The sequence below is a fragment of the Mycobacterium parascrofulaceum ATCC BAA-614 genome (assembly GCF_000164135.1).
Classification (GTDB): Bacteria; Actinomycetota; Actinomycetes; order Mycobacteriales; family Mycobacteriaceae; genus Mycobacterium; species Mycobacterium parascrofulaceum.
Map to the genome: position 1 here is coordinate 165772 of NZ_GG770556.1, position 13132 is coordinate 178903.

Annotated in this window: 15 protein-coding genes; 1 reads left to right on the forward strand and 14 read right to left on the reverse strand. The window is 61.1% G+C overall.

Going from position 1 to position 13132, the window contains the following annotated elements; genetic code table 11:
• The coding region (locus HMPREF0591_RS32445) for an SDR family oxidoreductase (protein WP_007170566.1) at positions 1-131 on the forward strand (131 nt) is incomplete at its 5' end.
• Between the two features lie 99 nt (positions 132-230).
• Here the strand turns inward: HMPREF0591_RS32445 and HMPREF0591_RS20665 are convergent.
• The 14 genes from HMPREF0591_RS20665 to HMPREF0591_RS20725 all read right to left on the reverse strand — a co-directional run bounded on the left by HMPREF0591_RS20665 (position 231) and on the right by HMPREF0591_RS20725 (position 12761).
• Positions 231-746 carry a hypothetical protein gene (locus HMPREF0591_RS20665; RefSeq protein WP_040623465.1) on the reverse strand — a complete coding sequence of 172 codons (516 nt, stop codon included), beginning with the start codon at positions 744-746 and terminating at the stop codon, positions 231-233.
• Positions 747-938: 192 nt separating this feature from the next.
• Complete coding sequence (locus HMPREF0591_RS31165) at positions 939-1292, reverse strand: hypothetical protein (protein ID WP_007170568.1); 354 nt, start codon at positions 1290-1292, stop codon at positions 939-941.
• 71 nt (positions 1293-1363) lie between these two features.
• Positions 1364-1954 (reverse strand): hypothetical protein, encoded by a 591-nt coding sequence (locus HMPREF0591_RS20670; protein ID WP_244269023.1) that lies wholly within the window; start codon positions 1952-1954, stop codon positions 1364-1366.
• A gap of 42 nt (positions 1955-1996) precedes the next feature.
• The gene (locus tag HMPREF0591_RS20675) at positions 1997-2578 is read right to left on the reverse strand and encodes a hypothetical protein (protein ID WP_007170570.1); all 582 of its coding nucleotides are present in this window, start codon (positions 2576-2578) and stop codon (positions 1997-1999) included.
• 84 nt (positions 2579-2662) lie between these two features.
• On the reverse strand, positions 2663-3376 hold the full coding sequence (locus HMPREF0591_RS20680; protein WP_007170571.1) for a hypothetical protein: 714 nt from the start codon (positions 3374-3376) through the stop codon (positions 2663-2665).
• A gap of 33 nt (positions 3377-3409) precedes the next feature.
• Complete coding sequence (locus HMPREF0591_RS20685) at positions 3410-4363, reverse strand: MlaD family protein (RefSeq protein WP_007170572.1); 954 nt, start codon at positions 4361-4363, stop codon at positions 3410-3412.
• The gene (locus HMPREF0591_RS20690; RefSeq protein WP_176218135.1) at positions 4360-5355 is read right to left on the reverse strand and encodes an MlaD family protein; all 996 of its coding nucleotides are present in this window, start codon (positions 5353-5355) and stop codon (positions 4360-4362) included. The genes HMPREF0591_RS20685 and HMPREF0591_RS20690 overlap by 4 nt, the downstream gene beginning before the upstream one ends.
• A complete protein-coding gene (locus HMPREF0591_RS20695; RefSeq protein WP_007170574.1) occupies positions 5352-6383 on the reverse strand; it encodes an MlaD family protein in 1032 nt (343 codons plus the stop codon). The genes HMPREF0591_RS20690 and HMPREF0591_RS20695 overlap by 4 nt, the downstream gene beginning before the upstream one ends.
• Positions 6384-6472: 89 nt before the next feature.
• The gene (locus tag HMPREF0591_RS20700; protein ID WP_007170575.1) at positions 6473-7435 is read right to left on the reverse strand and encodes an MlaD family protein; all 963 of its coding nucleotides are present in this window, start codon (positions 7433-7435) and stop codon (positions 6473-6475) included.
• Positions 7432-8493 carry an MlaD family protein gene (locus HMPREF0591_RS20705; protein ID WP_007170576.1) on the reverse strand — a complete coding sequence of 354 codons (1062 nt, stop codon included), beginning with the start codon at positions 8491-8493 and terminating at the stop codon, positions 7432-7434. The genes HMPREF0591_RS20700 and HMPREF0591_RS20705 overlap by 4 nt, the downstream gene beginning before the upstream one ends.
• Positions 8490-9575 carry an MlaD family protein gene (locus HMPREF0591_RS20710; protein ID WP_007170577.1) on the reverse strand — a complete coding sequence of 362 codons (1086 nt, stop codon included), beginning with the start codon at positions 9573-9575 and terminating at the stop codon, positions 8490-8492. Before HMPREF0591_RS20710 ends, HMPREF0591_RS20705 begins: the two co-directional genes overlap by 4 nt.
• Positions 9576-9596: 21 nt before the next feature.
• A complete protein-coding gene (locus HMPREF0591_RS20715) occupies positions 9597-10361 on the reverse strand; it encodes an ABC transporter permease (protein WP_040623467.1) in 765 nt (254 codons plus the stop codon).
• Positions 10362-10471: 110 nt separating this feature from the next.
• Positions 10472-11428: an MlaE family ABC transporter permease gene (locus HMPREF0591_RS20720; RefSeq protein WP_007170579.1), complete on the reverse strand. Its 957-nt coding sequence runs from the start codon at positions 11426-11428 to the stop codon at positions 10472-10474.
• A gap of 1003 nt (positions 11429-12431) precedes the next feature.
• Positions 12432-12761, reverse strand: coding sequence for a YciI family protein (locus tag HMPREF0591_RS20725; protein WP_007170580.1), 330 nt, complete (start codon positions 12759-12761; stop codon positions 12432-12434).
• Positions 12762-13132 lie beyond the last annotated feature (371 nt).

Below are 13132 nucleotides of genomic sequence, written 5' to 3' on the forward strand. Positions count from 1 at the left end.
GCACTCCGCTTCGCCGCTTGACCAGCGCCGAGGACGTCGCGAAGGCAGTGGCATGGTTCTGTTCGCCGACGGCGGCACGGCAGGTCACCGGCCAACTCATCTCGGTCAGCGGCGGCTACACGATCCCGTAACAGCGGCCATCCCGGCGAGGGCGAACGCCAGCATCGGCGCGCCGGCAGCAGAGCCCGACAGCAGTCGCGATTTCGCGTTCTAGCTTTGCGACTTCGTCACTACGAGTAGCACGGGCCGCCGCCGGGTGGCGCACACGATGCCGGCCCGAGCTGAACCCAGGCCAGGTCTATCCACGGCGCCGACAGCCAGGTCTTGGTGGGTTCGATGACGAACCTCATTGGCCCGCGCTCACAGTAGGTTCTGTTGTCACCAGTTGCCGCGCAGCTCGTTCCCTCGTGGTCGATGCGGGCGTGCGGCGGCAACGGTTTGTCGGCTTGGTTGCCGGGAAACCGCGCCGCTACCGACCAGTCATAGTGCACTGCCCGGTCTCCCTCGATCCAGCCGATATGGCCGATTCCCGGCCCGGTGCCGGGAATATCGCCGGCACAGCCGAAGCTGCCCCGGCGCCAGATCCCACACGTCTGACCTGTCGGGGACAAGAAAAACACTCCACCCGGAGATGCGAAATCTTCAGCGTTGACCTCGTCGTAAAACCGGATATCCGGAAAAGGGTCAGGCCCGGCGCCCGGTGCCGGATCGGCCTGCGCCACCCCGGGATCGCTAAAGGCCAGCATGCCTACCCCGACAACGGCCACAGTGCGGAAGAGGCCATCTCTGATCCCTCGACCGAGTCCGCGTCGGCGTCGAACAGTTCTTGGCTTTGACCTAATCACCAATTCTCCCGACCACCTCTCACGGCCCACTTAGCGAAACGATGGAAATCTGCTCTGGCTACTATGGCGATAAGGGTGGGTCTCATCGCGGGCCTACGTAATACGTGGCGTAATGCCGTAGCAAGCGGCATCACCGACATCAAGAGTGTTCTGGCACAGGAGCTTGCCCTGGTAAAAGATGCGCGCACTTACCCATTTGGACGGGCCCGCGCTCGGACGCCAATCCACGCGAACCTGGCTTCCACTCGGCGGCGGAGCTTTTACCGAGGCTATCGTCGCGTCAATTCGCCAGGGCAGCGGCACGTTCGGTATCGCCACCCGCCCTGACGAATCCTCATATTCGATGTTCGCCACGGTAATCACGTCGGACACGACTTCATAGGTGACGGATTCATCAGCCCGCGCAGTCGATGGGTTTATGAGCGCGGAAATGCTGATCGCCGCCAAGGCACCGATCGACCCCGCGGCGCGCCGGAGACCGCGACCCCGCCGTTGCGCCCGCTGACCAGCCGCCGGGATCATTTGCCCGCCAGGACGACGACAGCAAGTGAGAGTCCGGTATCTGCATTGTGGAGAAGGCTGACACCGAAATCGGTGTAGGAGCAATTCGCCAATGGCGCTGGACCCGTGTCTTCCAGCGTCTTGAACACACCCGGGCTGACATTCAAGCCAACGCCGGCGCCCTGCGTAGTCCCTTCCAGTATCGCGCCTTTGATCGCGTCGGCGTCGCTGTTGTGCCCGGCGCCCTGCAGCGACCACGATTTGCCCGCGCTGCTGCCGAGGTCCTTGAGGATGGGCAGTGCACCTGTCGGCGAGTCCGCGGGGGAATTCCTCGTCGTGTGGCTGACGTAGGCGTCGGTCGAGTGATTCACGATCTCCGCAGCGTGCTCGACGATCGGGTCATACCGCAGCGGCGGGCAACTTGTGCCACCGCGCGCCGACATGACGGCTTGTTGGAGCGCGGGGGACGGATCGGCAGTGCTCAGCGGAGCGCACACTACGGCGCTACTCAACGCCGCGGCGAGCGCGACCAACGTCGCGCCGACTGCCGGCGCGCGACCTTGACGTGCCCGTGCCGGCACAGCCGTGCCGCCATGGATTCTCAACACGTGTGCCTCCTCCTCATCGAGATGCCGCCCACCAGACCACGTTCAGTCGCAGACATGGGACCGTTGAATCTTGCTGCCGTAGTGCATTACCCGCTGAAACGATGGTCCGGTGAACCAGGTCGGCTGATGGCCCTTTATGCCCGCGCTGACGTTCGACAGGTTCTGCCAGAGGATGTAAAAGCTTTGACCCTCGTAAATCGGGAAATACATATCTCCTGCGTGGTCATAACTCTGAGTCAGCGACTGAGCACGGGGAGCAAGGAAGTCCACCGACTGATCAATATTCGCAGTCATGGCAGCTTGCCGCTCCGGAATCCCCTCAGCATCCCAGTTGCCGTTCCTGCTCAATACGCTGTTGTTGAATCTCTCGATCTGGAGCCTCAAATCCGCGTAATCCGCATTGAACCACCCACACATTTCTCGCTCGGCATTGATATCCGCGTCGGTGACGTTCCCCCGAGTCTGGTCGAACGGAAATGGAAATTTGGGCTGCCAATTTGCCATGGGCTTGACCGCCGCCAACGGCGGAGGCACCGTGTCACGGCCCGGTGGATCGAGCGGATCAGCGCCGGCGCGAGCCATGAGAGCTGCCGTTCCAGAGACAACGAGCAGCATGCACATCATCACGAGACTGCTCCGGAGACGAGTTTCGGTCCGGCCGGTTGCTACGGATTCCATCCCTCAGCACATCCTTTGAAACATCGCCTGTTATTGCTGTCCAAGAGCTGCGGCGATGCCGCCGACGTCGCTGATTTGCCAGTCTTTGTTGCTGTCGATTGTGAGACTGTAGGTAGCGGTCGACTGCAGTCCCTCAGGAGCTTGCATTGTCTTGGTCAGAACGCTGACGAAGGAGTCGACGACATAGGTCCCGCCCACATCTGAGCGAACTTTCGCGGCCAAGGGCCGCGCGGTCGAAACCCATTGCAGCGGAGTAAGGATCTGTTCCATCTCACCCGCGGCCTTGGTGAGCTTTTCCTTCAGTTCAGGGGAGGTGCCCTTGACGAGTCGCACCTTCCAAGCGTTGAGGTCCTGGAAGTTCATCTCGGCGGCATGCACGGCGTAGTCCTGGGCTATTTCTTCCGCATGCCTTTTGTTGCTGGTAGCGCGGGCTTCCGCACTCAATTTGTTCTGCGCGCCGATGTACAGCCACGCCAGCACTCCGATCGCGCTGGCTGCAACGCAAATAACGGCCGCGATCACCAACGTACGCACCGATATCGACACCCGCGCGCGGGACTTCTCAGAGTCCGTCTTGGACTTGCTCTTGACGGTCGCTGCTTCGTCAGGTTCTGAAGTTGTTTCCTCTGGCTTCTCGTCCTTCGCCGGCTTCTTGTCGGCTTCTGGCTTCTCGTTCACTTCTGGCTTCTCGTCGTCGACGACGTCCGACGACGCGTTCTCGATGTCGTGGTCAGTGATGGACACGGCTTCCCCTCAAAACTTCGATGATTGCCCGGCCTACCGGTCGGGAACGGCAACGTGCAGTGTAATCGCGCCCTCCTTCGGGATGCTCTTCAATATATTTGAAAGAATTTGTCCACTGTCGAAATTCATCAGAGCTCCGCCAATGCCTTTGAAATGCGGCAAAAGCGTCTCCGTCAGAACTTTGAGGTCAGGAGCCCGCGTGTCCAGGAATGCCTGAATTCGGTCCAGGTAATCACCGAACAGCGCCATGTCTCGCGGGTTATTCCATTCCAGGGTATGCATCATGCCTTGATAAGTACCGGCGGCCCCAAAACCCGCCGCTCGAATGGGCGAAATGAGATCACCGAGCAGTGGGCCAACCCAGCCCGCGTTGCGCAGCAGCGCCTGGAAATTGTCGATCACTTCCTGTCCCCGGCCATGCATGCTGGCCGCCTGACTCCGAAGTAGCGAGCTCGCGTGTGCCAGGTTGGGCAGCACCTGCTCCGGCGCGGGCAGAGCAGCGTCGGCCTCGCCCAGAATTCGTTTGAGCTGGCCGGGATCGAGCTGGTTGAGCACGCGCACCACGCTGGTGGCCAACTCCGAGATGGACGGCGGCGCTTCTATCGACTTCGGCGAGATACGTTGGCCGTCCTTGTATACCGGACCTCCGCTCGTCCGTGGCGCCAGTCCGATGTAGGCCTCACCGAGCGCGGACAGATTGTCCAGCCGCACGTCGGTGTCGATGGGAATGTGGTGATTGCCGTCGACGTAGAACTGCACGGTAGCGTCGCTAGTCGCCGTGTTGATTTCGGTCACCTTGCCGACCGGCTGCCCGCGGAGCAGCACATTCGAACCGACAACGAGGCCCTTGATGTCGGGGACCGCCATACTCAGGTTGGTCCGCTGAGCAGGCGGGCCGGTCCGAACACCGAACGACCAGATCACGCTAACGGCGAAAGCGATGATCACTCCGAACATCGCGAACGATAAGGCGCCCTTTAATTTCATGGCGTCGCTCCAAGAATCCGCAGCACGTCCTGCACGTTGTCGATGAGCTCTTTCCCGTCCGGCCCTTTTATCGACGTGATGTTTATCGCCGGGTACTTATCTGCGGGCAGGAAGTAGTCCGTGAGTAGCCGCTGCCACGCGGGCGCTTCGTTCTCGAATGCCCATTTGCTCTCTTTCAGGGCTCCAAGCGCACCGCCGAGCGACTTGAGCAGGGGCACAAGCCAGTAGCCACCGCTGTAGATACTGCCGATCGAGGGCAACACGGTAGCGATGTAAGACCCGACTTGGAATGAGCGTTTCCAGCCCAGCATCCCCTCCGTCGACCAGAAGTACTTGTATTCGGGTAGGTCGTTATACATGACCTGGGCTGTTCCGGATACGCCCGTAAGCCACTGATCGACCATGTCCATGTTGTTGCTCAGATCCGCGAGGTCGGTGTCTACCCGCTTCACCAGGTCGCGGAATTCACCGCTTCGTGCCGGCGTCACCCTGTTGATCCCGATGATGGTGTTTTGGGCACGCTGAATGGATCCGCTGCCGACGAAGTTCGCCAAGTTGGCGATCGTGTCCTCCAGTTGGGGAGGAGACGTGGTCTGTGCCAACGGAACTGTCCCGGCCGGGCGCAGTGCCGGCGCCGGCGGACCCGACTCAGGACGCTCGAGCGCGACATAGGTGTCACCGAGCACCGTGGCTTGCTGCAACGTCGCATGCACATTTGCCGGCACCACCACGTCGGGGTCGATCCGCGTGACGACGTCGACGTGATTGCTCGCCAGATTGATCTTGGTGACCAGTCCCACCGTCGTACCGTCCTGCACGACCTTCGCACGGTCGGGCAGGCTCAGGACGTTGGCGAACTGCAGGACGATTTCGTAACCGTCGCCGTAGCTCTTACCCGGTTGCGGTAACGAGTTGACGGTCATGGAAGCACACGACGGAACCAACATGGCACTTGCCGCGACGGCGACAGCCGACCATATTCGCCGCCTCATCGCTTCGCCGCCTGCTGTAGCACGTACTGCAGGAGCGCGACGTCGACGGCAAAGGGCTGACCATTGACATCGGCGCAACTGCCGGGCATCGACGCGTTCATCATGCCGCAGAGCGCTAGCCCATCGTGTGTCCGAACCCGATACAACGGGGGCCGATAGGCGAGGTTGAACGTGTGGAAATCACGCCTGTTGAAGTGATTGGCGATCGTGTTGATCCACCACGGCACCGGGGTGAAAAGATCCGACAACGCGGTCGCGTGGGGAGTCAGCTTCCGCACCGTGACGCTGACCGTGTCGAGCGCTTGCTGTGTCTCGTCGCCCAATCTGGTTTGCAGGATCGCCACCAACTCGGCCAGTGGCCCGAGGGTCCCCATTCCGCCGCCGGGACCGGCGAGCCCTGTCGTACCGTCTAGCGCCAACGCCAAGTCCGGCGTCGTCTTGCGCGCGTCGTACATGATCTGCTTCAACGGCGGCATCAGTTCGCGCAGGACACCGGTCAGCTCGGCGGTGTTGCGGAGGATCGAGCCGATGTCACTGATCGCTTCGTCTGGGCTGTCAAGTAGCGCTGACGTCCTGGTCACAAGCTGATTGATCCCGGCACCGTTGTTGTGCGCCAGTTCGTCAAGTCCGCGAACTGTGTCACCGACGTTCGTCGACCCGTTGGGGTTGATCGAGTTCAGAAAGGTGTAGGTCGATCCGACCACCTGCGAAATCGTCTTGGCCGAAAACGAGTGGTCGAGCCGAATGCACTTGCCGGCCTGGAGCCGCGGACCGGAACTGTAGTTGCCGACCAGTTCCAACGAACGGTCGGCAAGGATCGATGGCGATCGGATGACTGCCCTGACGTCGGGCGGGAGTGGCCTGCTCTGTGTGATTGAGAAGTCGACCCGGACCTGGGTGGGGTCAGCGGCGATGGACGTGACCTTGCCGATCTGATAGCCCATCTGGGTCACCGGGTTGCCGGCGTACAGGCCGATGGTGTCTGGGAACATCGCGCAATAGGCGACGCTCTTCTCGCCTCCCATCATGGCGCACGACGAGGCACCAGCGACGGTTGCAGCGCCCGTGAGTGTAGCTACGGCGGCGCGAAATATGCGGCGAACCATTCCGAAGGCCATCAGCACGGACTCCCCGCCATAGGGATGCAAAGATCTGTGGCAAGCAACTCAGGTGGTGCGTTCTGCGCGTCCAGCATCCGCTCGATCTTGTTCCTGATCCGCCGAAGTCTGGGAATGATCCGGCTGTTGTGGTCCTTCCACCGGGTGACTCTGTCCTGCCAGTCGCGAACCTTCTCGATGAACTCCTCGCGGTGGTTCACCCAGAAGTCGCCGAAGGGACGCAGGAACGCATCACCGACGTCGCCCATACCTTTCAGGGCCTCGCCGAAACCCTTGCCGTACAGAACGAGCGTCTCCTCGAGGATGGCAAGTTTGCTCACCAGGACCTTTAATTCGCCGGTGAAATTGCGCAGCGCCTCGATGTACTCATCGGAAAGATTGAGGATCGACGTAACCTGCCCCCGCTGACGCTCGATCGTGGACGTGAGGGCATTGCCCGCATCGATAACGGCGGAAAGAGTCTGCACGTTTGTGCCGGTGAGTCCCTCCTGGATTTGATCCAATGATTCGCGAATCGGCTTCGGATTAACTCGCTCGGTGATTTTTGTCGAATCGGTCAGCGCCCGCATCAGGCTGTATGGCATCGTCACGCGCTCTACCGGGATGGGATTTGCACCCAGTGGCTTTCTGCCCAGCGATACCAAATTGACGTAATAACCACCAACCACCGTGAGCATCCGGACCTGAATTTGTGACTGATCGCCAACAAATGCGTCGTGGTCCACGGTTGCGCGAACCTTGACCTGGTTCGGTTCGATTGACAGATCTTTCACTTTGCCGACCGTGATCCCGGCAATCCGCACGGTGTCACCGGGATGGATCGCCGCCGCATCATCGGTGTAGAAAGAGATCGTCTTCTGGCCCGGAGGATTGATGTTGATTTCGGCAGCGGTGAGCGCCAGCACGGCGACCAGTACCAGCGCGGTGACACCCCAGAACGTCGAACTCTTGAGAATTTTCATCGATTGCACAAGATCACCCTTTGGCCATTCAAGAGCACGTCCATTGAGTCGGGCAGTTGCGCGCGACCCCGCGAACAGGGCAATGGTGTATCAGGCGCCCCTGGCGGGGGGACGTTGTCCCACATCACCGGTATCAGCTTGAGGACGTCGCGACTGTAGTCGTCGAAGCGCGTGATTGCCTTGTCGAGACCGTCGGCGATGTCGCTCCGCGAGGAGTCGACGACGTCGATTCTGCCGTCGGGTTGCTGCACCCGAGTGGCGGGCCCGAGCGGAAACCCTGCGTTGGCAAGGACTTGGAGAGTGGGCGCGGTGAAGGCAGGTCCGTACAGTTCCGACTTACGAAACTCGTCCATGACCGAGATCGCCGCGTCCAACGGCTGATTCAGCCACTTCAGGACCTGGACGAAATCTTTCGAATGCCCGCCGAACGTGTCGGCCACAGCGTCGAGGTTGCGCATCACCGTCGCGATGACTTGTTCGCGGTCGGACGCGAACTGAGTCAGCTTTCGGACGCTGTCGAGCATCGGCTTGAGTCCGCCCTCGCCCGACAGATACGTCGCGGCATTCTCGGTGAAGGTGTCGATATCGCTGGGACTTAAGGTCGCGATGACGGGCTGCAGCCCGTTGAACAGAGTGGTGATGTCGAACGACGGTTGCGTCATGGTGATCGGAACATGCGACACAATGCTCGCCGCCGGCGCCGTCTCGGACGGATTGACGACATCGACGTAGCGCAACCCGGTGAGCGCCTGGTATTTGATGGCCAACCGCGACGTGGACACCACTGCGTAGCGCTTGTCGAGACTGAACTCGACCGTTGCGAGGCTCTGTCCAGCCCTACGCTCGAGCGCCAGCGATTTGACTTTCCCGACCCGCACTCCCCGGACCCGCACGTCAGCGTCGACGTGCAGGCCCGACGCATCCGTGAATTGAGCTGTGTAGGAGCGTGTGGGTGCGGCAACTGGTTGTCGCAGGACATTGACCAGGACGATGAACACCGCCAGTGCGGCGGCGGCGGCCAACGCGAATCGCCACAATGCGGCCTTGGGCGTGATCACTGGGCTCCTATCGCACCGAGCGGCGCAGCCACACCGGGTAATTCATCCAGAACGATGTGTGTCTGTATCGCCCGTTGTTCAGGGGATCCCGCATACAGATTTTCCAGTCGAGTTCGCAATTCCACCAAGTCTGAGGAGATGTTGGCCGGTGTTATCAGACCGGGCACTACATCGGTCAGAGTTTTGACCAGATCGACCGCAGGCATCAAGTCTTGCGGGTGGGACGACAATAGCTTGCCCAATGCACCGAAGAATCTATTTGCCAGCAGGTCAAGCGTCGCTATAGACCTCTTGTTCCAATATTCATCTGTTTGATACTGGCCGAGGGAAGGGGCAAGGTTGACAAAATCTTGACCGGGCAGGCAGCCGTCGGCGGTCTGCATGAACCTCACGAATCCAGAGTTGTGATCGAAGTTATAGCCAGCAGAAGTAATCGAGTCCAGCGTGCCTGGGAATGCCACACTCACACCGGTCGTATTTCTCAAAAGTTGCTCGGTACTTACCGTCTGCACCTTCGTCACCGCCTCGGCCGCGACCACGATCGTCTCGATGAGTGGATTGAGCCCGTCGGTGAACCGGGTGGCGCGGTCCATTACGCGCACCAATTGCGGCGTCACTACGCCGCCGGTGATCTCACCCAGCCGGTAGAGCAACGCCTGCAGGGTGAAGTTTCCCTTCGGAACGGTGTCGATTCGCGAGCCATTTCGCAGCGGTGCCCCGCCCGTGCCGGCAACCAGGTTGATGGCGGTGACACCGAAATAATTGGACGGCCGAAAGTCGACGTTCATCTTGTCGGTTAAACCGGCAGTGGGTCCCGATCGGACGTCAGCGTTGAGCCGGACACCACCGCTGGCAAGGCTCGACACGGAGGTGACTTGGCCGACGTTGACCCCGTGCATGATCAGCGCGGTACCCGCGGTGACTCCCTGACCCAGATACGGCAGGTCCATGACGATCGAGATACGGTTCGCCGGACGGCCACGAAACGGGTTCACGGCGATCAACACGCCCGTCACCAACAAGCACAGCGCGAGCACCGCGCCGATCATGGTCAGCCGGCGCGCTTCGGCAGCCTCCGACATCCGGAATAGCAAGCTTCTCCCCTAGCCCTTGAACTCGAATTTCGGCGTCCAGCCCCAAATCATGACCGTCGTCATAATGTCAAGGACCATAATGGTGACGAGACTCGCGCGAATTGCGCGTCCTGAAGCCTGTCCGACCCCAACGGGTCCGCCTGATGCAAAATAACCGTAATAACAATGAATCAACGTTGCGGCGGCGCAGTAAATAATCGCCTTAATGAGCGAATATCCGATGTCTGTCGGGGAGAGGAATTGAACAAAATAGTGATTGTATGTTCCGGCTGGTTGATTATAAGAAACGCGAATCACCAGATCCGAGGTGAAGAAAGCAACCATCAACTCGAGCAGAAAGCCGGGTACCACACATATCATTCCGCCGACGAGACGCGTGCCCACGACGAAGGGTATCGATCGCAGCCCCATCGACTCGGTGGCATCGATTTCGTCCGCGATCCGCATGGAGCCGATTTCGGCAGTCATCCGGCAACCGGCTTGGGAGGCGAACGCCACGCCGGTGACCAGCGGTGCCATCTCTCGGATGTTTCCCCACCCGCCGATGATTCCGGACAGCGCGCCGAGGCCGATCAAGTTGAGCGTCGCATAAGCTTCGATGGCCACCATTGCGCCGATGGTCACACCAAGGATTGTCAGGATGCTGATCACGCCGCCGTCGACGACTATTGAACCCCGGCCCCACGCCAGGCTGTTCATCACTCGCACTGTTTCCCGTGAGTACCGCCGAACAGTTGTCGGTAGCAGCCACACGGTCTGAGCGATGAACACCACCCATTGGCCTGCGGTTCTCAGTGTCCCATTAACGAGTCTGACCGGTGCCCGGCCAAAATTCAGATACGTTGACGGGACGGCGCGAGAGCCTGGCAGTATCGGCGGCGCCACTATGCCACCGCCATGGGAAAGAACATCGTCTCCAGCTGGGTGATCGCCAGATTCGCGGTCACGATGCAGACGACGTTGAGCACGACAGCGGCGTTGACGGCATCCGCCACACCACGCGGTCCGCCCTTGGCCTCCATGCCCCGCATCGAGGAGATGATTGCGACAAACGCGGCGAAGGTGACGGTCTTGCCCATCGCAAACCAGACGTCAACCATCTTCGCAAACGAGCCGAATGACAGCCAGAAGCTTCCGGGCGTCACGTCGTTGACGGTGACCGAGATCGTGAAGGCTGCTGCCACGCCGGACGCGATGACGATGGTGCACAAGATCGGCGCGATGAGTACCAGGGCCAGAAAGCGCGGCACGACCAGACGCTGCACCGGATCGATACCGAGTGTTCTCAGTGCATCGAGTTCCTCGCGGATCGCTCTGGCCCCGAAGTCGGCGGCGATCGCCGAGGCCGCGGCGCCGCCCATCAGCAACCCCGCGGTCATTGGTGCGCCCTGACGAACGACACCGACCCCGATTGCCGACCCGATGAGTGAGTTTGCCCCCACCTCGTTGACGAGGCCGGACACCTGGACAGCGATCATCGCGCCGAAGGGCACCGCCATCAGCACCGCTGGAACTGCCGTCACCTTGAGCAGGGTCCAGGCCTGCACGATGAGCTCACCGACGGGTAACCGCATCGAAATTGTGTCGAGGACGGCATACCGCAAGACCGCGGCCGCCATCAGTACAGCGCGACCCGTGGTCGCCGTGCTGCGCGCCGGAATCGCGCCGACTCGCGATGCAGCCTTGGCCACGCTGGCGCCGGGCTGCGTCAGTACCGCGCGCCAGCCATCCGGCGCGGCGCCGTTGCCGAAAGGCGCGCGATGCAGGGCGCCGCGGTGCCCGCTGTCGCCGTTTACTGACCCGGCGCGCGTAGTCGCCACCGTCGGCGTCTCTGTTGCCATCGAAAACTCGCCTCCTCCCCGTCGCGCTGACCACTGTCGTTTGCCGTGTGCTCCGGCTCACAACGCTGCTCCTGAGGCAAGGTACACCACATCGGAGCATTTTTGAATGCAGTCTCAAAAATTTTCGATAGAACTTCCAAGGAACGAGACGGCGCGACGCCGACACACGTGCAGCGGTTCCCGAGTCGTCCCGCAAGACGAAGTAAGGCCGAAGGTCAGACGAGTCGATTCCGTTGATTGGCAAGGACATTCGCGTGACCCGGAGCTCAGCGCGGACCTGGGTGTCATTGACGAAGCGATCGCGTCACCGTCGGCCACCTCGGACAGGATGCCGCATCGGGGCGCCCGATAAGCCGCGGCGCCACCCCCTACGCCCTTGCGGGCGGACTTACCGGCTGCTTGCGGGTCCAGGCGCGGCATACCCCTACTCCTCACATGACAGCCCTTAGAGGCACCGCCGTGCCACCGCGAACGCTGACTGTAACGGCTGTCACAGTATAGTCCGCCAACGCAGCTGTCAAATACTCGGCACCACCGTAACCCGGCGTCCGGCGGCGTCGAAGTTATGGCAGGAATGGCCAGGTCGGCACGCGTTCGTCACCTCGCCATGTCCCGATGGTCGGTGACCCGGCGCTCTTGTTCGGACCGTTCTGGACTTCACCAAGCGCACGGTGACTCCCGGGTAGGGAGTTAATCCAGCTCGACAACATCCCGCTTGATAATCCGCGCCGCAGGCAAGCGGCCGAGAGGTTTCGGTGTCGTAATGCACGTCCCCGAGTTGGAGCGTGACGGACCTGCGTGCATGACGGGGCGCGGTTGCGGCTCCGGCCAGCAGCTCGGTGATTTCTGTTGGCAGATTGGCGCCACCGCCCAAGGCCGAAAGCCGGAGCCCGTCGAGGCATCGGGGTCGTACACCGTACGGCGAAACTATCTGTCTCTGTTCGGATTCCGAGCCCCCTCAGGTGAGGTGAGAGGTCTGACCGCCAGCCGGCTTGACACCGGTTTAGGTCAGGTACGAGAAGTCGCCCGCGGTAATCATCCATGGCAGCACGTCGGCGACGACCAAACCCGACTTGATCGCCGGGTCGTTTTCCGCGATGCGGGAAGCCTCAGCCGCGTCGATGCGGGGACTGAGGACCATCAGGCCACCAGCGCCTTCCGCCAGCAGCGGTCCACTCAGCAGGATCGCCCCCGCCTCTTCGAGTTGTTGGACGTATGCAAAGTGTTCGGCGACGCCGTCCTGTTCGGTGGGCGCGACCTCAGGTCGAAAGTTCGGGCCTGGGAGGTGCCTGATCACGAACAGAGTTGGACGGTTATCAAACTGATCGGCCATTGCTTTCATACCTTTCGCTACCCAAGACGAGGGCGCTCACTATCGGCAGTGGCGCGCCACCCGACAGACCCTGCTACGTTTCCGTTGATAAATCAACTACATCGTAGATCTGCCAACGATTGTTGCTCAAATGCTCTGTGGCCGGGTGGCGGGTGATCAATTCACGCCGCGGCATCGGCGGTGAAAACTTCGACGGCGCAAGGGTTGTCGCCGATCAAGTCGGCGCGCGAACCCCGGTGGAGCCAGATTTGATGACTCAGTCCGTAAGCGGTCCCAAGCCGTCACCCGCGCCCCTGCTCTAGATCAAGTTCGGCGGCAAAATCCGCAGCCTCGAGGCGACGCTTGACCGTACTCAAGAAACGGCCGGCATC